General features: G+C 65.6%; 16 protein-coding genes. 8 read left to right on the forward strand and 8 right to left on the reverse strand.

From position 1 onward, the window contains the following. Nucleotides 1-30: 30 nt before the first annotated feature. The 8 genes from nadD to ABB30_RS08750 form a co-directional block, all read right to left on the reverse strand. On the reverse strand, nucleotides 31-714 hold the full coding sequence (gene nadD / locus ABB30_RS08715; RefSeq protein ID WP_057637912.1) for a nicotinate-nucleotide adenylyltransferase: 684 nt from the start codon (nucleotides 712-714) through the stop codon (nucleotides 31-33). Then, nucleotides 711-1763, reverse strand: coding sequence for a DNA polymerase III subunit delta (gene holA / locus ABB30_RS08720; protein WP_057637913.1), 1053 nt, complete (start codon nucleotides 1761-1763; stop codon nucleotides 711-713). The genes nadD and holA overlap by 4 nt, the downstream gene beginning before the upstream one ends. A 33-nt stretch (nucleotides 1764-1796) precedes the next feature. Then, the gene (locus tag ABB30_RS08725; protein ID WP_057637914.1) at nucleotides 1797-2375 is read right to left on the reverse strand and encodes an LPS-assembly lipoprotein LptE; all 579 of its coding nucleotides are present in this window, start codon (nucleotides 2373-2375) and stop codon (nucleotides 1797-1799) included. A 93-nt stretch (nucleotides 2376-2468) separates the two neighbouring features. Next, on the reverse strand, nucleotides 2469-5114 hold the full coding sequence (gene leuS, locus ABB30_RS08730) for a leucine--tRNA ligase (protein WP_057637915.1): 2646 nt from the start codon (nucleotides 5112-5114) through the stop codon (nucleotides 2469-2471). 104 nt (nucleotides 5115-5218) lie between these two features. Then, nucleotides 5219-5800 (reverse strand): hypothetical protein, encoded by a 582-nt coding sequence (locus ABB30_RS16210; protein ID WP_057637916.1) that lies wholly within the window; start codon nucleotides 5798-5800, stop codon nucleotides 5219-5221. 152 nt (nucleotides 5801-5952) lie between these two features. After that, the gene (locus tag ABB30_RS08740; protein WP_057637917.1) at nucleotides 5953-6723 is read right to left on the reverse strand and encodes an OmpA family protein; all 771 of its coding nucleotides are present in this window, start codon (nucleotides 6721-6723) and stop codon (nucleotides 5953-5955) included. A 56-nt stretch (nucleotides 6724-6779) separates the two neighbouring features. Beyond that, the gene (locus ABB30_RS08745) at nucleotides 6780-11435 is read right to left on the reverse strand and encodes an ESPR-type extended signal peptide-containing protein (protein WP_057637918.1); all 4656 of its coding nucleotides are present in this window, start codon (nucleotides 11433-11435) and stop codon (nucleotides 6780-6782) included. A gap of 164 nt (nucleotides 11436-11599) precedes the next feature. Next, on the reverse strand, nucleotides 11600-12541 hold the full coding sequence (locus ABB30_RS08750; RefSeq protein WP_057637919.1) for a helix-turn-helix domain-containing protein: 942 nt from the start codon (nucleotides 12539-12541) through the stop codon (nucleotides 11600-11602). Between the two features lie 371 nt (nucleotides 12542-12912). Here ABB30_RS08750 and ABB30_RS08755 point away from each other — a divergent pair, with 371 nt between their 5' ends. From ABB30_RS08755 to ABB30_RS08790, 8 genes are read left to right on the forward strand one after another with little or no spacing between them, the layout of a single operon-like run. Beyond that, the gene (locus ABB30_RS08755) at nucleotides 12913-13098 is read left to right on the forward strand and encodes a Flp family type IVb pilin (protein WP_057637920.1); all 186 of its coding nucleotides are present in this window, start codon (nucleotides 12913-12915) and stop codon (nucleotides 13096-13098) included. A gap of 34 nt (nucleotides 13099-13132) precedes the next feature. After that, nucleotides 13133-13675 carry a prepilin peptidase gene (locus ABB30_RS08760; protein ID WP_083489775.1) on the forward strand — a complete coding sequence of 181 codons (543 nt, stop codon included), beginning with the start codon at nucleotides 13133-13135 and terminating at the stop codon, nucleotides 13673-13675. Continuing rightward, on the forward strand, nucleotides 13672-14160 hold the full coding sequence (locus ABB30_RS08765) for a TadE/TadG family type IV pilus assembly protein (protein WP_057637922.1): 489 nt from the start codon (nucleotides 13672-13674) through the stop codon (nucleotides 14158-14160). Before ABB30_RS08760 ends, ABB30_RS08765 begins: the two co-directional genes overlap by 4 nt. A 21-nt stretch (nucleotides 14161-14181) precedes the next feature. After that, nucleotides 14182-15243: a Flp pilus assembly protein CpaB gene (cpaB, locus tag ABB30_RS08770; protein WP_057637923.1), complete on the forward strand. Its 1062-nt coding sequence runs from the start codon at nucleotides 14182-14184 to the stop codon at nucleotides 15241-15243. A gap of 34 nt (nucleotides 15244-15277) precedes the next feature. Beyond that, on the forward strand, nucleotides 15278-16567 hold the full coding sequence (locus ABB30_RS08775; protein WP_057637924.1) for a type II and III secretion system protein family protein: 1290 nt from the start codon (nucleotides 15278-15280) through the stop codon (nucleotides 16565-16567). Next, nucleotides 16568-17854: a CpaE/TadZ family protein gene (locus ABB30_RS08780; RefSeq protein WP_057637925.1), complete on the forward strand. Its 1287-nt coding sequence runs from the start codon at nucleotides 16568-16570 to the stop codon at nucleotides 17852-17854. It abuts the gene before it with no gap. Then, nucleotides 17839-19167, forward strand: a complete 1329-nt coding sequence (locus ABB30_RS08785) for a TadA family conjugal transfer-associated ATPase (RefSeq protein WP_057637926.1) — start codon at nucleotides 17839-17841, stop codon at nucleotides 19165-19167. Before ABB30_RS08780 ends, ABB30_RS08785 begins: the two co-directional genes overlap by 16 nt. Further along, the gene (locus ABB30_RS08790) at nucleotides 19161-20093 is read left to right on the forward strand and encodes a type II secretion system F family protein (RefSeq protein ID WP_057637927.1); all 933 of its coding nucleotides are present in this window, start codon (nucleotides 19161-19163) and stop codon (nucleotides 20091-20093) included. The genes ABB30_RS08785 and ABB30_RS08790 overlap by 7 nt, the downstream gene beginning before the upstream one ends. The last annotated feature ends 23 nt before the right edge of the window (nucleotides 20094-20116 follow it).

The raw sequence follows: 20116 nt of genomic DNA on the forward strand, positions 1-20116 counted from the left end.
GATTATAGGCTGCCAGGCCTTGCTGCGCGTTCAGCCAGCATGGAAGCGGTACAGCTTGTGCGCGTCGATGTAGGCCGCCACTGCCGGCGGTACCAGTCCATCGACCGCTTGCCCACCAGCCACGGCCGAGCGCACGGCCGTGGCCGAGCCCTCGCGCAAGGGCAGCGGCAAAGGATACAGGCAGCCGCCGGGCCGGGCATGCAGCTGCTGCGCATCCATGCACCAGCGGCCTCCGGCGACCTGCGCAGCCAGGTCCGTCGGCAACACCTCCGGCAGGAGGTTGCCCGGCCGGCCGACCACGATGATGTGGGCCAGGGCGAACAAACGCTGCCATTGGTGCCAGCCAGCCAGCCCGGCCAGGCTGTCACCCCCGATCAGCCAGGCCAATGGCTGCTCGGGGCCCAGCTGCTGGCGCAGCTGCTGCAGCGTATCCACGGTGTAGGACGGCCGCCCCTGCAGGCGGGCGGCGCGCTCCAGTTCGATCCGGTCCAGCGCCAGCCCAGGCTGGCCGGCAATGGCCAGAGCCACCATCTGCGCGCGTTGCGCAGCACTGGCACCGGGCACGGCCCGGTGTGGGGGGTCGGCTGCCGGCACCAGGTGTACCCGGGCATGCAACGCATCACGTGCACCGATGGCGATGGCCAGGTGCGCATTGTGGATCGGATCGAAGGTGCCGCCGTAGTAGACCGGCAGCCGGTCCGTCCCGCGACTCATGCGCCCGGGCTGCTGCGGGCCAGCAGGCGCGCCGCCGGTGCCGCTGCCACGGCCAGCAGCAAACGCTCCAGGCCCAGCCAGGGGTCGCCGTCCAGACGGCCCTTGGCCATCCGGTCTACCCGCGAGGCTTCAGCCAGCAACCGTTCCCAGCGCCTGGGATCGGCATGCCGGTCCAGCGCCCGCCGGTACGGCGCCTGCCTTGCCTCCCAGACCCCGCGCGCCTTGAATTCGGCGGCCAGGTTGCCGCCGGCGGCCGACACCTGGGCCAGACCGGCGGCGGCGAGCAGCTCGCGGATCACCATTGGCAGCAATCCGGCCACCTGCTCACCTTCACCACGCAGGCCGGCCAGCATGCGCAGCACGGCATCGGCCTGCCCGGACAGGCAAGCCTCGAGCAGGCGGAATACGTCATAACGGGCCGACTCGGCCACCAGATCCTGCATCGTGGCCAGATCCAGGGTCTTGCCCTGGGCCAGCAGCACCAGCTTGTCGATTTCCTGCGCGGCGGCCAGCAGATTGCCCTCCACCCGCTCGGCCAGCAGCATCACCGCATCGCGTTCGGCGCGCAGGCCATGACGGCGCAGGCGACGCTCGATCCAATCAGGCAGTTCATGCGGCTTGATCGCCCAGGCCACGGCCACCACCCCGGTGCGCATCACCGCCTCGAACCACTTGCCCTGCTGATGGGCGCGACTCCATTCCTCGGCGGTGACCAGCAGCACCACGTCATCAGGCGGCTGTTCGCAGAACTGGCGCAGCACCTCGCTGCCTTCCTTGCCCGGCTTGCCACTGGGCAGGCGCAGCTCGACCAGGCGGCGCGGCGAGAACAGGCTGGGCGCATTGAAGCCGGCCGACAGCTGGCTCCAGTCAAACTCGCGTGCATCGGCCTGGAATACCTCGCGCTCGGCGATACCCTGACCACGGGCGGCCTGACGCACGCCATCGGCCGCCTCCAGCACCCGCAGGCGCTCCGGGCCGGCAATCAGGTACACCGGCGCCAGCGGTTTGTCAGCAGCCAGCTCGGCCAGCTGCTCCGGTCGCAGTTCCATCAGCCCACCCCGGCCGGGATGGACACCGCAGCATCAGCGTGTCGGTGCATCTTCGCCCTGACGCACATCCAGGGTGCCCTTGGCTGCCTGGGAGCGCACCACCCCGTCGATCCGGCGCAGGATCGAGGCCGCCATTTCGCGGCGCAGCTCGGTGGCCAGGATTTCACGCTCGGTGGTGGTGCCGGTGGCATCGGTCGGCGGGGCAACATAGTCGCGCGACAGCTCGATCACCTGCTGCGGCACCAGGTCGGTGCCGTCGGCCCGCTTGAACACGAAGATCGCCGCATAGCGCATGCGGTATTCCTGCGCACGGCCCTGGCCATCGATGGCGATCGGCAAATCGCCCCAGCGCTCGGACAGCACCTGCAGGCGGGCGGCGTCGGCGGCCAGTTCGACCTTGCCCGGGTCGGCATCATCGCCGGCACTGGTGATGATCTGCGCACCGGAGGCGCGCAGGTTGCGCTCCAGCAGCTTGCTCAGCTCGCTGTAGGGCACATTGGAAGTGACCTGCACCGCCGGCACGTCGGCAGGCAGCATCAGGGCATTGCGCGGATGGAAGCCGCACCCGGCCAGGCCGGCGGCAACGAGGAGGCTGATCAGCAATCGATTCATGGCATCAGTGTGAAGCAGGCTGACGAAAGCAGCAACGGGCACCCAAGGTGCCCGTTGCTGTGTGAACGCAAGGCGTGCAGGCGCCGGCAGCGGTCAGGCCGCGACGATGTTGACGATCTTGCCCGGCACGATGATCACCTTGCGCACGCTCAGGCCATCCAGGAACTTGGCCACGTTCGGCTCGGCCAGGCCCAGCGCCTCGATCTGCTCGCGGCTGGTATCGGCCGCCACCTCGATGGTGCCACGCAGCTTGCCGTTGACCTGGACAGCCAGGGTCAACGCATCACGCTTGAGGGCCTGTGCATCGGCCTGCGGGAAGGCCATGTCTTCCAGCAGGGCTTCGGCATGACCCAACTGCTGCCACAGGGCATGGCAGGCGTGCGGGGTGATCGGGTTGAGCAGCAACACCACTGCCTCCAGCGCTTCCTGACGCAGGGCACGGCCATTGTCGGAGGCGTCGTCGGTCTTGCCCAGCACGTTGAGCAGCTCCATCACCGCGGCAATGGCGGTATTGAAACTGTAGCGGCGGCCATAGTCGTCACCGACCTTGGCGATGGTTTCATGCAGCTTGCGACGCAGGTCCTTCTGCGGCCCGGTCAGGCTGGCCACATCCACCTTGCCCGCCACCACGCCGGCATCGGCATGCTTGGCCACCAGCGCCCACAGACGGCGCAGGAAGCGCGCCATGCCGTCCACGCCGGCCTCGTTCCACTCCAGCGACTGCTCCGGCGGCGCGGCGAACATGGAGAACAGGCGCACGGTATCAGCACCGTACTTGCCGACCATCACCTGCGGGTCCACGCCATTGTTCTTGGACTTGGACATCTTTTCCACGCCGCCGATCACCACCGGCGCGCCGTCGGCACGCAGGGTGGCACCGGTGATGCGGCCACGTTCGTCGCGCACCACATCCACATCGGCCGGATTGAACCAGTCCTTGCCGCCGTTGGGCAGCTCGCGGTAGAAGGTCTCGGCGATGACCATGCCCTGGCACAGCAGGTTCCTGGCCGGCTCGTTGCTGTCCACCATGCGCGCATCACGCAGCAGTTTGTGGAAGAAACGGAAATACATCAGGTGCAGGATCGCGTGCTCGATGCCGCCGATGTACTGGTCCACCGGCAGCCAGTAGTTGCCGCGCTTGTCCACTGCTTCACGGGCACCCGGGGAGGTGTAGCGGGCGTAGTACCAGCTGGACTCCATGAAGGTGTCGAAGGTGTCGGTCTCGCGCTCGGCATCGCTTCCGCATTCCGGGCACTGGCACTTGCGCCACTCCGGGTCGGCCTTGATCGGCGAGCCGGTGCCTTCCAGCACCACGTCCTCGGGCAGCAGCACCGGCAGCTGGTCTTCCGGCACCGGCACCGCACCGCAGTTGTTGCAGTAGATCACCGGAATCGGGCAGCCCCAGTAACGCTGGCGGCTCACGCCCCAATCGCGCAGGCGGTAGTTGACCCGGCGCTGGCCCTGGCCCTTGCGCTCGAAACGCTCGGCCAGTGCCTCGAAGGCGCCCTGGAAGTCCAGGCCATCGAACTCGGCCGAATTGACCAGCTCGGTGGCACGGGTCTTGTCGCCGTACCAATCCTTCCATTCATCGGCCGACCAGCTGCGCTCCTCGTCGTTGCGCGGCTCGACCAGGGCAATGACCTGCTGCTTGGGCAGGTTGTACTTGCTGGCAAATTCAAAGTCGCGCTGGTCATGGCCAGGCACCGCCATCACCGCGCCGGTGCCGTAGCCCATCAGCACGAAGTTGGCCACCCACACCGGCACTTCGGCGCCGGTGACCGGATGGATCGCCTTCAGGCCGGTATCCATGCCGCGCTTTTCCTGGGTCTCCAGCTCGGCTTCGGACACCCCGCCCTGCTTGAGCTCGGCCAGCAGCTCGGCCAGGGCCGGGTTGGCCTTGGCCGCATGCTGGGCCAGCGGGTGCTCACCGGCGATGGAGACAAAGCTCACGCCCATCAGGGTGTCCGGACGGGTGGTGAACACGCGCAGCGGCTCCAGTGCGGTGCCGGCGGCATCACGCACCTGGAATTCGATTTCCAGACCTTCGGAACGGCCGATCCAGTTGCGCTGCATGGTCTTGACCGATTCCGGCCAGCCGTCCAGCTCATCCAGGCCATCCAGCAGTTCCTGGGCGTAATCGGTGATGCGCAGGAACCACTGCGGGATCTCGCGCTTTTCCACCAGCGCGCCGGAGCGCCAGCCACGGCCATCAATGACCTGCTCGTTGGCCAGCACGGTGTTGTCCACCGGGTCCCAGTTCACCACCGAGTTGCGGCGGTAGGCCAGGCCCTTGCGCATCAGGCGGGTGAACATGCGCTGCTCGTGGACGTAGTAGTCCGGAGTGCAGGTGGCAAATTCACGGGTCCAGTCGATGGCATAGCCCAGCGACTTGAGCTGGCTGCGCATGTGGGCGATGTTGGCGTAGGTCCACTTGGCCGGCGCGGTCTTGTTCTTGATCGCCGCGTTCTCGGCCGGCAGGCCGAAGGCATCCCAGCCCATCGGCTGCAGCACATTGAAGCCGGTCATGCGCTTGTAGCGGCTGATCACGTCACCAATGGTGTAGTTGCGCACATGGCCCATGTGCAGTGCACCGGACGGGTACGGCAGCATCGACAGGCAGTAGTACTTGGGCTTGTCCGTGGTTTCGCTTACCTCGAACGCACGGCTGGCCTCCCAGAAGGACTGGGCGGTGGATTCGACCTGCTGCGGGTCGTAGGCGCTGTTTTCTACGTTGGACATGGACCGGTGCTTGGACGGCAACAAACCGTAAAGGTTACCGCAGTGCCGCAAGGGCTACCAATCCAGCCTCGATGCGGCAACGCATGTCATTGACCGACAAGGGATTAACCCGCACTCCCGGCAGAACCGGGGCGCAGCGGCGCGCCCAGCCGCGCCAGGCCGGCCGCCCAGCCCATCCACAACAGCCAGGCCAGTGGCTGGGCCAGGGGCGCAGCCAGCCCGGGCACCGGCAAAAGACTCAAGCCCGCCAGCAGCCCGCCCGCCAGCAATGACAGCACTGCCGGCCTTCGCTGCCCTTGGAGGGCCAGACTGGTGGCCACGGCCACGCAGGCTGCCACCGCAGCGGCCAGCCACAACAACCATGCCAGGGCCTGGCCACGCATGGCTGACTCCAATGCCCCCTCAAGACCCACCCCGAGCACGCCCATCAGCATGAAACCCAGTGCTGCAATCACCCCCAGATGCTGGCCGATCCTTCCGGCGCGGTTGCCCAGCAGTGTGCCTGGCAGGCACAGCGCACTGGCACCGAGCATCAGACCCGGCACGATGAACAGCATCCAGCGGAACCCCATGCCTGCGCCTTCCGGCAAACTGCCGAGCAGGGCCGGCGGGTGCTGCGTGGGTTGGTAGCCGGGCACAACCAGGACTGCCACCAGCAGGGCCAGCACAAAAAAAGCGGCCGCCATAACGGCAGCCGGGAGAGAGAAGCGGTTCATTGCTCGGACGCGCATTGCAGGTCAGCCAGGGCGGTAGCCCACCATTGTGCCCTGATCGACCACTGCCCGACGCCAAGGGGGAGATTGGCGCCGGGCAGCGTCGAGAAAACGCCGCCGGTGGCTTATGACTCGGCAATCCCGGAGATTTCCACCCGGCGATTGGGCGCCAGGCAAGCCACCAGGGCCTGACGCTGGCGCTGGTCACACTGCACGATGGGCTCGGCCATGCCACGCCCCTCTGCCTGGATCGAACCGGACGCGACGCCACGGCCAATCAGGTACTGACGCACCGCTTCGGCACGCTGGCGGGACAGATTCAGGTTGTACTCGGCGCTGCCGATGCGATCGGTGTATCCCACGACCTTCAACTCACGCACATCGTCCAGCTTGCCTGCCAGGGCGCTGTCCAGCGATTGATGTCCGCCACTGGAAAGCTCGGCACTGTCAAACGCGAACAACGCATCAGCAGACAGACGGAGCGGCGCCTTGCTCACCGGAGCCGGAGGAGGCGGGGATGGAGCTGCCGGGGGAGGCTGGAGCAAGGCGCCGCAACTGGTTGGCTGCCAGGCATGCCCAGTGGCCATACCGGCAGCGTCAAAATGGACCTGGAACTGACAGGTCAACGGCGCAGCCCCGAGGGACGGCCGCAGGTTGAACACATAATTCCATTGCCGCACTCCCCACATCCCTTCGCTGAAGTGCGGTGTCCCCAGCAAGCGATAGAGCTGGTCCTTGCTCATGCCCTCGCTGTACTGGCGCAGGTCGTCCAGGTTGACGTAAGTACCTCCTGCCGGATATGCCTTGGCCACATCCGGAAAGCCGGCCTGACTGGCGCCTGATGAGGCACAACCGGCCAGGGCCAGGATTGCTGCAATGCCGATGATCTTTTTCATAAGTCCCCCACCTGAAGTTGGCCGGGGCGCTGCCTGTGCAGCGCCCCGGGCAGATATCACCACTGGATGCCGGCACCGACGGTCACACCGCCATCGCCGCGGGTATTGGCCGAGCCGCTGAGCTTGTAGATCCAGCGGCCACCCTCACTGACACCGGAGATGCCCACCGCGATGCTGCCTTCACCGTTGAAGCTGCTGGCGGCGAACGAGGCCATACTGCGACCCGCCTCGTAGGGCTGCGGCAGACCGGCCATGGCCATCGCCGAAGCGATACCGGCCGAGGCGCGGTTGTCGATGTCACGCATGTCACGGCTGACGCTGTTGAAGCGGTCATCGGTGTAATTGCGCGACCAGTCCTTGACCTGATCCAACCCGGCCTGCATCTGGCCGACATTGACCGCATCGGTGGAGCTCACACCTGCCGCGACATTGCGCACCAGGGCCGGGCCGCTGCTGGTCTGGCCCAGGGTGATGCTGTTGTAGTTGGTGCTGCCGTCGGTGTTCTGGTCATAACGCACCGTGCCCTGCTGCGAGGCCTGCAGCTGACGCAGGTTGACCGCATCGGTAGCTTGGCTGGCATCGGCCACGTGGGTGATCTGACGCTCATCGCCAGCTGCACCCACCGATACCGTGTTGGCCCGGTCCGCCACCGAACCGGCACCCAGTGCGACGCTGTTGGCCGCACTGGCGCTGGCACCCTGGCCGATGGCCACGGCTGCCTGGCCATCACTGCTCGCGGCCGAGCCCAAGGCGATGGCCTCACTGCCGGTTGCCTGTGCCGGGGCACCGGTGGAGTTGACGTCCAGGTACGGGCTGGGGGTGGTCGAGGGCGTGCCCGGCGGCACATTGCTGATGTTGGTCAACGACTGGCTGACCGAGTTGAAGGCCGCCGTGACATCGTTGAAGGTACTGGTGGACAGGGTGCCATCGGCAGCCACGGTGGTCAGGGCAAAGGTCGGCCCGACCCATGCATTGCTGCTGCCATCAAAGCTGGTGGTGCCGCCCAGATACGTGGACAGAGCTGCATTGGTGGCAGCCAGTTGGTCACCATTGACCGCATCGGTACTGCCGGCCACCACCTGGGCGGCAGCCAGGTTGGTGATGCTCACTGCGCCGCTGCCACTGCCGGTCAGGCGCAGCAGGTTGCTCGGGTTGCCCTGGGCATCTGCCAGGTAACGCACGGCCAGCGGATCGGTGGCACCGGTACCGTTGTTGAAGATGTTGCGGATCGACTGGCCGACCGCATCAAAGGCGCTGCCGACATCGCTGTAGCTGCCAGCCACCAGGTTGCCGTTGCCATCGACGGTATCAAACGCGTAGGTCGGTGCCGTCACCGAACCATCCGCCGCGACCGCCGCGCCACCACCCAGGTGGGCTGCCACACTGCTGGCATTGCCATGCAGCTGGCCACCGGTCACCGCATCGGCGCTGCCGGCCAGCACGCTGCCAGCGGCCACATTGGTCAGCAGGGTCGGAGCATTGCCATCACCAAAGGTGACCCGGGTGTAATCCACCGCCCCGGCAGCATCGCGGTCATACAGCACGGCGCCACCAATGGCCACGCTCAGGTTGTTGGCAACGTTGTTGATCGAGGCATCCATGGCGCTGAAGGCGGTGCCGACGTCGCTGTAGTTGCCCGTGGTACGGCCCAGGCTGGCATCAATGCTGGTGATGGCAAAGCTCGGCGCCGTCAGGTTGCCATTGGCATCCACGCCGGCACCGGCGCCGATCACCGCGGCCACACTGCTGGCATTGCTGTACAGCTGGGCACCGGTCAGGGCATCGCTGCTGCCGGCCGCCACGCTGCCATCGGCCACGTTGGTCAGACGGGTCGGGCCGTTGCCATCACCCAGGGTCACCTGGCTGTAGTCCACCGCACCGCTGGCATCGATGTCATAGCGCACCGCACCGGCCAGGCCCGTGGTGATGCTGGTGTTGATGTTGGTGATCGACTGGTCCACCGCATCGAAGGCACTGCCGACATCGTTGTAGTCGGCACTGCTGGTGCTGCCGTTGGCGGCCACCGAGGTCAGGGTGTAGGTCGGGGCGGTCACGCTGCCATCAGCGGCGATCGCACTGCCACCACCGAAGTTGGTGGCCACACTGGCACTGGCAGCATGCAGCTGGGAACCGGTCACCGCATCGCTGCTGCCGGCTGCCACGGCACCATCAGCCACATTGGTCAGGCGGGTCGGGCCGTTGCCATCGCCAAAGGTCACCTGACCAAAGTCCACCGCGCCGCTGGCGTCGGTGTCGTAGCGCACCGCACCGGCCAGGCCATTGGTGACCGTGGTGTTGATGTTGTTGATCGACTGATCCATCGCGTCAAACGCACTGCCGACATCGTTGTAGTCGCCGGTGCTGGTGCTGCCATCGGCAGCCACGCTGCTCAGGGTATAGGTGGGTGCGGAGACCGTGCCATCGGCATTGACGGCGGCATTGCCACCCAGGGCTGCGGCCAGGCTGTCGGCGGTGCCATGCAGCTGGGCGCCGTTGACCGCTTCGCTGCTGCCGGCACTCACCTCGCCATCGGCGAGGTTGCTGATGGTGGTGGCGGCCGTGCCGTCGCCCAGGGCGATGCGGGTGTAATCCGGTGCCCCAGCACCATTGTCGGCATACAGCACCGAGAACGGATTGCTGCCCACGCTCACCGTGCTGATCGCACTGCGCAGCTGGGCCACATTGACCGCATCGGTATCGCCACTGCCGGCAGCGACATGGGTGATCTGGCGCTCACGCCCGGCCGAACCCACCGCCACTTCGCCGATCGAGGTCTGCGCCGCCGTCAGGCCATAGGCGCTGTAGTTGTCCATGCCGCCACGGCTGGCATTGGACTTGAAGCCCAGTGCCACCGAGTTGGCCTTGTCCGAGGTGGCACCGGCACCGATCAGGGTCTGTGCATTGGCAGTACCCAGGGCGTTGTCGCCGATCACCACCGAGTGACCCAGGCGGGCATCGTAATCGGCGGTCGGCACACCGGTGGGGTTGGTCGGATCATTGACGCCGTTACCGGTGAAGACATCGTTCGCATCGGCCAGCGGCAGCTGGTGACGCGCATTGGTGCCGATCACCACTTCCTTGGAACCGTTGGCATAGGCGCCATCACCGATCAGCACCTGGTAATCCTGCGCAGCATTGACTGCCCAGCAGTCAATGGAGGCCAGGCCAAGCACATTCAAGCAGGACTGGGCCCAGGCCGGTGCGCTGTCAGGCAGGACCAGACCGAGCAGACCGTTCGGGTCGCCATTGTTGATGTTGTAGATGTAGCTGTCCGAGGTGGCGCCGCCGAGCACGGTCAGGTGCGAATTGGAACCAGTGGTCACCCCACCCAGACCATCGAGCAAGGTACCGACCGGGCTCAGATTGACCACCGGCAGGCCCAGCACATTGGTCACCGAATAGGCCTGGACGATATTGGCCGAATTGATGGCGGTGTCGCCATTGCGCACATAGCCATCACCGCCGAGCAGGTCCTGCAGGGTCGGCCCCAGCAGCGTGCCCACGGTGCCGACCAGACCACCGGTACCCACCACCAGACCGGAAGTGCGGCTGCCACCCGGGACCAGCCGCGGGTCGCCCGGTTGCAGGGCCATCGGGGTGACCATCACCGATGACGGTGCGACATTGCCGGTCAGCGAACCGACGGTGTTGGCCAGGCCATTGCTCAGCCCACCGGTCAGGCCACCGACAACACCGGTCAGCCCGGCCACTTGCGTGGTCGAGCCGGTCACACCGCCAACCGTGTTGGTCAGCCCGCCGACCACGGCATTGCCGGCATTGTGGACCGTGCCGCCGACCGCACCGACCACCCCGGCCAGGTTGGTGTCTTCCAGGTTGTCCCCCACCGCCGACAGGCCGCCGTCCACGGCATCGGTCAAACCGGTCACCGTACCTGCCAGCGCCTGCGAGCCGGTCAGACCGCCCACCACGGCCCCTGCCACATTGCCGACACCGGCCACAACGCTGCCGACACCATCCAGCAGACCCGAAGCCACCTGACCCAGATGGGTCTTGTCCAGCAGCTTGCCGGTGCCATCCTCGACCAGGCCGACCACGGTGACCAGACCTTCGCGAACCGGATTGGTACGGTTGTCGATGGCCGGATCACGCGGACGCAGGGCGGCCAACAGGCGACCGGCCGGCGCACCGGCCTGGCCGGTACCCGAACCAGCCAGGGATTCAGAGACCGCGCTCAGCGACGAGGCGATACCGGTGTTGCCCGGCTGCAGGCCCGCCGTCCCGACCGAGGCATTGGCCAGTGCGCTGGCCACCGTCTGCACCTGCACCGCCGGAGTCACCGACAGGCCTGCATGACGCACCTTGCGCACCACCGGCAGCGCGGGCGTGGCACGCACGCTGGCCTGGGCGCTGACAGCCACATTGGCCGACACGCTCACACTTGCCGGCGCCATGCTGGCACTGGCCGATACCTGTGCCGTTCCCGAGGCCCGGGCCACCAGGGCCGAGAGGTCCTCCACCGGCTGGCTGTAACGGGCGACCAGATTCTGCAGGTCGGCCAGTTCAGCCTGTTGCGCCCGTGCACCGAACGCGGTGGCCATCAATGCCATGCCGCAGGCCGCGCTGAGCAAGGCCAGACGCGGTGCAACCGGTGAGCTGGCGGCGCTTGCACGGCCCTGGCCACTGGCCAGCTCCGAAGCGACGACCATGGCACGCAGTTGCGGATTCCAGACCAGCTTGTAGATGCGGTTCATTTGTTGCCTCCTCAGATGGCTGCCCCGACAGCCTTGGAGGACATTCAATCAATCAGCGCCGCCTGCAACTGCACCGATGTGGCACACCGACAGGCGCATACGGCAAGGTCATGACCAGTTGCGGCAAGCGTATGCGCATAATCGGCAATTCACGCGGTCATCACTTAAAACGCGGGCACACCTCGCTGCAGCGTTTCGCGCGGTAATTCACCGAAAACCCGACGGTAGCTGTCGGCAAAGCGCGACAGGTCCCACAGACCGCAGTTCAACGCCACCGACTTGACCGATTGGCTCATCACATCGGCCTGTGACAAGGCCCGGCACGCCTCGCACAGGCGGAACAAGGACAGGTAGCGGCTCGGCGAAACACCGGTCAGGTCCTCGAAGGCATAGCGCAGCAGGCGCTCACTGACACCGGCGGCATCACACAACTCCTGCATGTAGATCTGCTTGCGCAGGTTGTCACGCATGAAGTCCTCGGCCTTGCGGAACACCAGGTAACGGCTGCGTCGCGTACGCAATGACAGCTGCCCATCGTTGTAGCCGGCCGCGGTGGAGGCCTGTAGATGCAGATCGACGAGCTGATCCACCACTTCATCGCTCAATGCGGTATCGGCAAGTTGCTGCACCAGATCGCGGTAAAAATCCGTGGCTGGTTTGTACCGCCGTACGCCGGGCTGGATTCCGGCCGGTGAACGCAACAAAGGAGACACCGCACCAGCAGCAGGCAGACGACTCATCGGCACCAGACAGAACACGATGCAGCTGCCTTCGGAAAAGGAAAATTCTGCTGCCCCCTGCGGCAGCACCGTGATCAATGCGCCCGCCCCCAAGGGCATGCCATGACACCAGGACACCACTTCATCGGCAGTCTCGACATAGGCCAGCAGGGCCCAGTCCGAAGGCAGCACGAAGCGGCCACGCACACGCATGCCCAACGCGACCCTGCCGATCAAGGCACCGTCATGCACATGCGATTGCAATGCCGAGCGCGGTGCATTGCCATCGAGCAGGACCAATTCGCAGTCACACACACGCAAGACCGACTCCAGCGAGCTCAGCTCGAAGGAAGCCAATTCATTGAAATTGTCACAAGGAAGCGACATCGATTTCCCCACAGCAACCACCAGGCACCCTGGCCCGTGGTCACTGAATTCCCCTGGCGTGATGGGATTCACGCATGCCCGGTGTTTACCACGCACCCAGGTGTAGAGGATGCAAAACTACGCCGGCGAATCGATGCGATGCCGCATGTTTTAGACGCAACGCACAAAATTGCGTGACAGTCGGTTCAGGTCTGAATTTGTGCGCATCTTCTTCACATTCATTCTGTCAGCGTTCATCTTGCAGGCGCCACAGGCATGCCTGCACAGGGGGAGTTCGAAAGGTCGCAAACGCCATCGGCACAAGGCCCACTCGCCCTGCTTTGCAGCAGTGTCTGCCAATCGCAGCATGACCTTATCGACGGAGAACAAGCATGAACATCATCAAAGCCACGAAGCGGTTCCTGCATGAAGAAGACGGCGTGACCGCTCTGGAATACGGCCTGCTGGCTGCCGTGGTTGCCGGCGCCCTGGTCGTCATTGCCGGCCCGGCCCTGCGCACCTTTTTCACCAACCTTTTCGATCAGTTGAACGATGTCCTGAGCAACGCCTTCAGCTGATTGTTTCAAACCGGTCTCGGGGGAGAGCCGCTCCATGGCACAGTGGTCAATTGGCATCACCGCCCTGCTTTGCACGGCTGTGATCATCAGCGACCTTTACGCAAGGCGCGTGTCCAACAAGGCACTGCTGATTGCCCTGTGCCTTGGAGCGGTTGTTTTATTGTGTGAATCCCGGGATGGCAACAGCACCGCAACAGCAGCCGTGTGTGGCTTGTTGCTCGGTCTGCTGGCCCTGTTGCCATTCCACCTTTTGGGCTGGATGGGCGCTGGCGATGTGAAGTTCTTCGCGGTGATCGGCTTTTTGCTCGGCCCTGCCAGCCTGTTGCCAATCTGGCTGATTTCGATGCTGCTGCTCAGTGCCCACGGTGCCGCCAACTGGGTATGGCGTGGCACCGGCACCTGGCGCTGCATGCTGCTGGCCAGCGTTGGCGCTGACGGTGCCGGGCGTATCCAGCAATGCAACCAGCACTGGCTGAGTCGTCTGCAACATGCCCGCGGCAAGCGTCAGGGCATGCCGTATGCGGCGCATCTGGGAATCAGTGCGCTGCTGTGGATGGCATGGAGGGCATCGCAATGAACATCGGCACCCATGTGCAGGGCAACGCACGCCGGCAAACAGGTGTAGTCACACTGGAATATGCCTTCCTGCTGATCATCGCCTTGATTCCGCTGTTGCTTTTCACCTTCACCGGCACGCTGATCTTTGCCGCCAAGCAGTCGTTGACGATGGCAGCGGCAGAAGGCAGCCGCGCCGCGCTGCATTACGGCGACATCAGCCAGCGCCAGCAATCGGCCTGCCAGGCGGCACGCCGCTCGATGCTCTGGCTGCTGAACTTTTCCGGACAGAATCCCAGCTGCGCCAATGCCAGCTCCGCACCGATACAGGTCTCCGGTGCCTATCCCTGCGAAGCGGGCTCCAGTGTCAGCTGCATGCGCGTGACGGTCAGCTACAACTATGACCAGCACCCCTTCATTCCCGGCACCGGCGCCATGTATGGCTGGACCATCGGTGCGCCGCTGACCAGCCAGGCCGTGGTCCAGCTGGGCAACACCTCCCCTTAACCTGCACACGAGCCCCCGGAAATGCCAAAGACATTCCGCATCATTGCCCTGTCCCTGGTTGGCCTGGCGCTATTGCTGGCAATCATCGCCATTGGTCTGGGCAAGCGTGGCCAACCCGCCCCGCTGCCGCAGCAGGAGGTGGCCAACGGCCAGACGCCAGCGCGCCAGCCGCTGACCATGGTGGTGGCCGCACGCAAGCTTGATACCGGCAAGCCGATCAGCCTTTCCGACCTGAAGAGCATCCAGGTCGAGCAATTGCCTGCCGGTGCAACCAGCAGCCTGTACCAATACGACAACGCCATTCCCTCGCGCGACATTGCCGCCGATACGCCCTTGCGGCCGGAGCTTTTTCTCGGCGGCCTGTCCAGCCAGCTGGCTCCGGGCGAACGCGCCATCGCCATTGCGGTGGATGAGATCACCGGTGTCGGCAACCAGATTGTTCCCGGTGATTTCGTCGATGTATTCGTGGCCTTGCCCGAAAGCCGTGCCGGCATGGGCGGCGAACAGGAGCCGGCCGCTGCACGCATGATTGCCTCGCGCCTGCGGGTGTTGACCTACGGCCAGCAGAGCCTGGTCAACGATCAGGTGGCGACACCTGTCGAGGCCAGCCAGCCAGCCGAAGCCGCCCAGGACGAGCGGGCCCAGGCCATTACCGCACGCAGCCAGAACCAGACCAACAGCGGCAGCAGCAATCGCAACCTGGCCAGCTCGGCCGTGCTGGCAGTGCCACCGGACCAGGCCGGCCCGGTGTTGCTCGGTGCCCAGGAAGGCCGTCTGTTCCTGGCCCTGCGCAACCCGGCTGACAGCGGCATCGCCGACCGCGAACGGTTTGCCCAGCCCGGCAGCCTGCTCAGCGCCTCGAGCAATGCAATGCAGGGCAGCGACAGCCTGACCGCCGATGACCGTGCCTACGCCGGCATCACCCTGAAGGGCCTGACCGGGCAGAAGACCAGCCAAAGCAACCTGCGCAGCACGCCCGCCCGGATCCAGCCGGTTCGCCGCAGCAACCATGCGCCGGCCAGCAGCCAGGGTGTGCAGATCATCCGTGGCGCTGACGCTCCGCGCGCCCTTACCTCCCAGTGAGAACAACAACTTCATGAAAGCCCACTTCCCTTGCATGCTGTTCTCACTGGTACTTTTCGGTGCCGGCGCGTGGCAACCACTGGCTGCCCAGGCCACTGCCAGCGATGCCGGCCAGGCCACCGCACTGGTGATCGAGGTCAACGAGCAACGCCCCTGGACCCTGCCGGACAATCTGGAACGCATCGCCATCGCCGACCCGGCCGTGGCCGACATCACCCGCATCGGCAACCGCGGCCAGGCCCTGCTGGTGGGCAAGTCCGCAGGCCAGACCACCCTGCTGCTGTGGCATCGCGGCATGCCTACGCCCACCCGAATCCGTGTCGATGTCCGCAGTGCGATCCAGAACGCACTGCTCAACGGCGCCAGCGGCCAGGTCGCCATCCAGGGCGGCCAGGCCTTGCTGCAGGGGCGCAGCGACAACGCGCTGCAGCACCACTACACCCGCCAGGCCGCTGTCAGCGCCCTGGGCAACGATGACGCCATTACCGACAGCGCCGTCATCAACCATGGCGGTGTGGTCCAGGTCGAGGTGAAAGTGGTGGAGTTCAGCAAGTCGGTGCTGCGCCAGATCGGCATCAACTTCACCAATACCAACGGTGGCTTCAACTACGGCGTGACCAGCCCCAATGCCAGCGGTGATGGCGGCGCCCTGTCTTCGGCATTCAACCTGGTGGCCAGCTCGCTGCGCAACAGCTGGAAGGCCAACATCGACCTGCTGCAGGGCAACGGCATGGCCCGGGTGCTGGCCGAGCCGACCCTGGTCGCCCTGTCCGGGCAGAGCGCCAGCTTCCTGGCCGGTGGCGAACTGCCGATCCTCGAACCCCAGGGACTGGGCAGCACCAGCATCACCTTCAAGCCCTTCGGCATCGGCCTGACCGTCACCCCGACGGTGCTGTCGCCGGACCGCATCGCGCTCAAGGTTGCCCCGGAAGCCAGTGACCTGGATTACAGCCGCGGCATCACCATGGACGGGATGATGATCCCGGCCATTTCCACCCGCCGCGCCGATACCACGGTGGAGCTGGGCGATGGCCAGAGCTTTGTCATCGGCGGCCTGGTCAGCAGCCAGACCACCTCGATGGTCAACAAGGTCCCGCTGCTGGGAGACATCCCGGTCATCGGTGCGTTCTTCCGCAACCTCAACCAGAAACAGGAAGAAAAGGAACTGGTGATCATCGTCACCCCGCGCCTGGTGCAGCCGCTCAGTGCCGGCACCCAACTGGACCTGCCCGGCCAGCAGCAGGCCGAAGCACGCCTGCCGGCCTGGGGCAGCTGGCTGCTGCAGCCGGCCAGCCCGGACCCCCTGCCCGGATTCTCGCGCTAAATGACCATGGCCGCCTCCAGCTCTTTTGCCCCTACCAGCGGTGACAAACAGCGCCGCGTTGTCCTGTACGCGCCGGACAACCATTTGTTGCTGGCACTTTCGGCCATCGAAGGGTTGCAATCGACCTACTGGATCGACAGCCGCGATGTCGAACCGGCGCGCCTGATGGGCGCCAACCCGGATACCGTTCTGGTCCTGCTCGATTACACCGGCAACAACGCACATTATTCGCAGGCCATGGCCCAGGCGATCAGCCAGCAGCCGGCGGCACCGGCGATGCTGGGCGTGGGCACGATTGCCGAAGGCCCGGACCAGAGCAGCCAGTTGCTGGCGGCCATCCGCGCCGGCGTGCGCGACTTCATCGACCTGGGTGCTCCGGCCCACGACATCCAGGACATCCTGCGCCGGATCAAGCGCGACCTGCGCAGCAACCAGCCCATCACCGTGGCCGGAGTTCCGGCCCAGCCCAGCCAACCTGACGGCAAACTGTTGCTGCTGTTGGGCGTACGTCCGGGCTTGGGCACCAGCACCCTGGCCGCACACCTGGGCAGCCGCCTTGCCGCTGACAGTGGCGATGACAACAGCCCGAACAATGCCTTCCTGCTGCTGGATTTCGGGCTTCCGGCCGGCGACACCGCGCTCTATCTGGGGGTGGAAGGTGGCTTCCATCTGGATGATGCCCTGCGCAGCATGGATCGTATCGATGCCACCTTTGCCGCCAGCGCCATCTCCCGTCATGGCAGTGGCCTGAGTGTGCTGGCCCGCAGTTCCAGTGCCTTTCCCGGTGACGAGACCGCCGCCCTTGTGCAGCGCCTGCGCTGCCTGTACCGCAACGTGCTGTGCGACCTGGGCGGCCTGGACAGCAACAGCATTCCCACCGCGATGCTGGCCAAGGCCGATGAGATCTGGCTGGTGGCCGACCAGTCCATCGGCGCCCTGCTCTCGCTGGACCGCTGCCTGCAGGCGCTGGAACAGCGCGGCCAGCGTGACGAACGCCTGCAACTGGTACTCAACCGTCACGACGAAAGCTTCGGCATCACCGCCGAGCAGGTTGCCGCACGCTTCAGCCTGCCCTTGCTCAGCACCCTGCCCGAGCGCTCCCGCCAGCTGCGCTCCAGTGCCAGCATCGGCCGCCTGCTGCACGAACAGCATCCCAATGATCCCTATCTGCAGGCTCTGGCACCGTTGGCAGCGCGTCTTGCCCCGACCACGGCCAGCACAGCACCCAGCGGCACCTTCTCACGTCTTGCCACTTACATGAGTCCATCGAAATGGAAGAAAACCTGAGCCCGCTGATGGAACCGGAGGCACCCTCGGTCACGGCCTTCGAGCATACCGAGCAGTTCCAGCGTGCACTGGCCGCAGCGCACGAGCACCTGCTCAACCGCATCGAGGACGAGCGTGTGGATATCGACTCATGGTCGGCGCCGACCATCGAGAACTACATCCACACCCACACCGCCGCCTTCGTCAAGGAATGGCGCATCCCGATCAATGCCCAGGAAATGCAGGCAGTGGTGGTTGCCCTGCAGAAGGAGCTGACCGGTTTCGGCCCGCTGGACGACCTGCTGCGTGACCCCGCAGTGGAAGACATCCTGATCAACGGCCACAAGGACATCCACGTATCACGCGGCGGCCAGCTGCAGCGCGCAACGCAGCGCTTTGGTGATGACCGCCACCTGATGCGCATCCTGCGCCGCATCCTGGCCCCGCTGGGCCGGCGTCTGGATGACTCCAGCCCGATGGTGGATGCACGCCTGCCTGATGGCGGCCGCCTCAACGCGATCATCCCGCCACTGGCCGTGGATGGGCCAATGGTGTCGATCCGCAAGTTCCGCAAGGACCCGTACCGTCCCGCCGAACTGATGGCACTGGGCGCCTTCGACGAGGCCATCTACGCCCTGCTCGACGCGATGGCACGCAGCCGCTGCAACATCCTGATTTCCGGCGGCACCAGCTCGGGCAAGACATCCCTGCTCAATGCCCTGGCCCATTTCATCCCGCCCACCGAGCGCGTGGTGACCATCGAGGACACCGCCGAGCTGTCTCTGAACCACCCGCATGTGGTGCGCCTGGAAAGCCGCATGGGCGGCGCTGACGGCGATGGCGAGGTCAGCATCCGCGACCTGGTGCGCAACAGCCTGCGCATGCGCCCGGACCGCATCGTGCTGGGCGAGGTGCGTGGCGCCGAAGTGCTGGAAATGCTGCAGGCGATGAACACCGGCCACGATGGCTCGATGGCCACCATCCACGCCAACTCCGCGCGCGACTGCCTGTACCGCATGGAGATGCTGGCCGGTTTTGCCGGCTTCCAGGGCAGCGAGGAAAGCCTGCGCCGGCAGATTGCCAGTGCCATCGACTTCATTGTGCAGATCTCGCGCCTGAGCAACGGCCGGCGTGTGATCACCTCGATCACCGAAATCAACGGCGTGAGTGATGCGATCATCACCTCGCAGGAACTGTACCGCCACGAGCCCTGGGTCGATGCCGATGGCAAGGACCAGGACCGTTGGCAGGGCTCGGGCTTCCATCCGCATACACACAAGCTGGAACCGTACCGCCAATACCTGCGTGATGCTGCCGGGCAATCCACATGGTGAGCCAGGCCCTGTTCGCCGTCTGTGGTGCCCTGTTGCTGCTGGCGGCCGCCGTGGCCCTGTGGCACGGGCCGGCACTGAGCAAGCAGAAAAAGCAGGCCACCCAGCATGTGGAGAGCATGCTGCAGAACCGTCAGGCAGCCGGCAACGGGCAACGTCCAGCGGGATTGGCAACACCTCCCAGGACCAGTGAACAGGCGGCCTGGCAGTCCTGGCTGATGCGCGCCAACCTGCCCCCCAGCAGCAGGACTGCGCTGCTGATGTGCCTGCCGCCGCTGCTGGTTTCCCTGTTCAGCGTGCTGCGCAGCGGCAGCCTGTTGCTCGGCCTGTTTGCACTGCTGCTGTGCAGCGCCGGTGTCGCGCTGTGGTGGTACCGACGGGTGAAGAAGATCCAGGCGCGGATGATTGCCCAGCTGCCGGACTTCCTCGAACACATGGTGCGCATTGCTGCGGTCGGCAACAGCCTGCCAATGGCCTTCCAGGGAGCGACCGCGCACAGCGTGGCACCGTTGCGGCCGGTGCTGGAGAACGCCCAGATCTACACCCGCGCCGGCATGGACATGGACCGCGCCCTGCTGCTCGCCGCCCAGGCCTGGCAGGTCAAACCACTGGAGATGCTGGCCGTGGTGATGGGCACCAGCATGCGCATCGGCGGGCGCAGCGACCAGATCCTGCAGCGCATGGCCGATTTCATGCGCGACCTGGAACAGGCACAACGTGAGTTCAGTGCCACCACCAGCGAAACCCGCATGTCGGCCTGGGTGCTGGGCCTGCTGCCCCTGGCCTGCGGCCTGATGATGGCCCTGGTCAACCCCGACTTCTTCACCCCGATGTTCAGCGAACCGCTGGGCAAGAAGATCATCGCCATTGCCCTGGCCCTGGAAGTGATCGGCGCCACGTTGCTGTGGCGCCTGTCGCGCTCGATCTGATCCACCCCGCAACAAGGTCCCCA

The organism is Stenotrophomonas ginsengisoli (genome assembly GCF_001431485.1).
Lineage (GTDB): Bacteria > Pseudomonadota > Gammaproteobacteria > Xanthomonadales > Xanthomonadaceae > Stenotrophomonas > Stenotrophomonas ginsengisoli.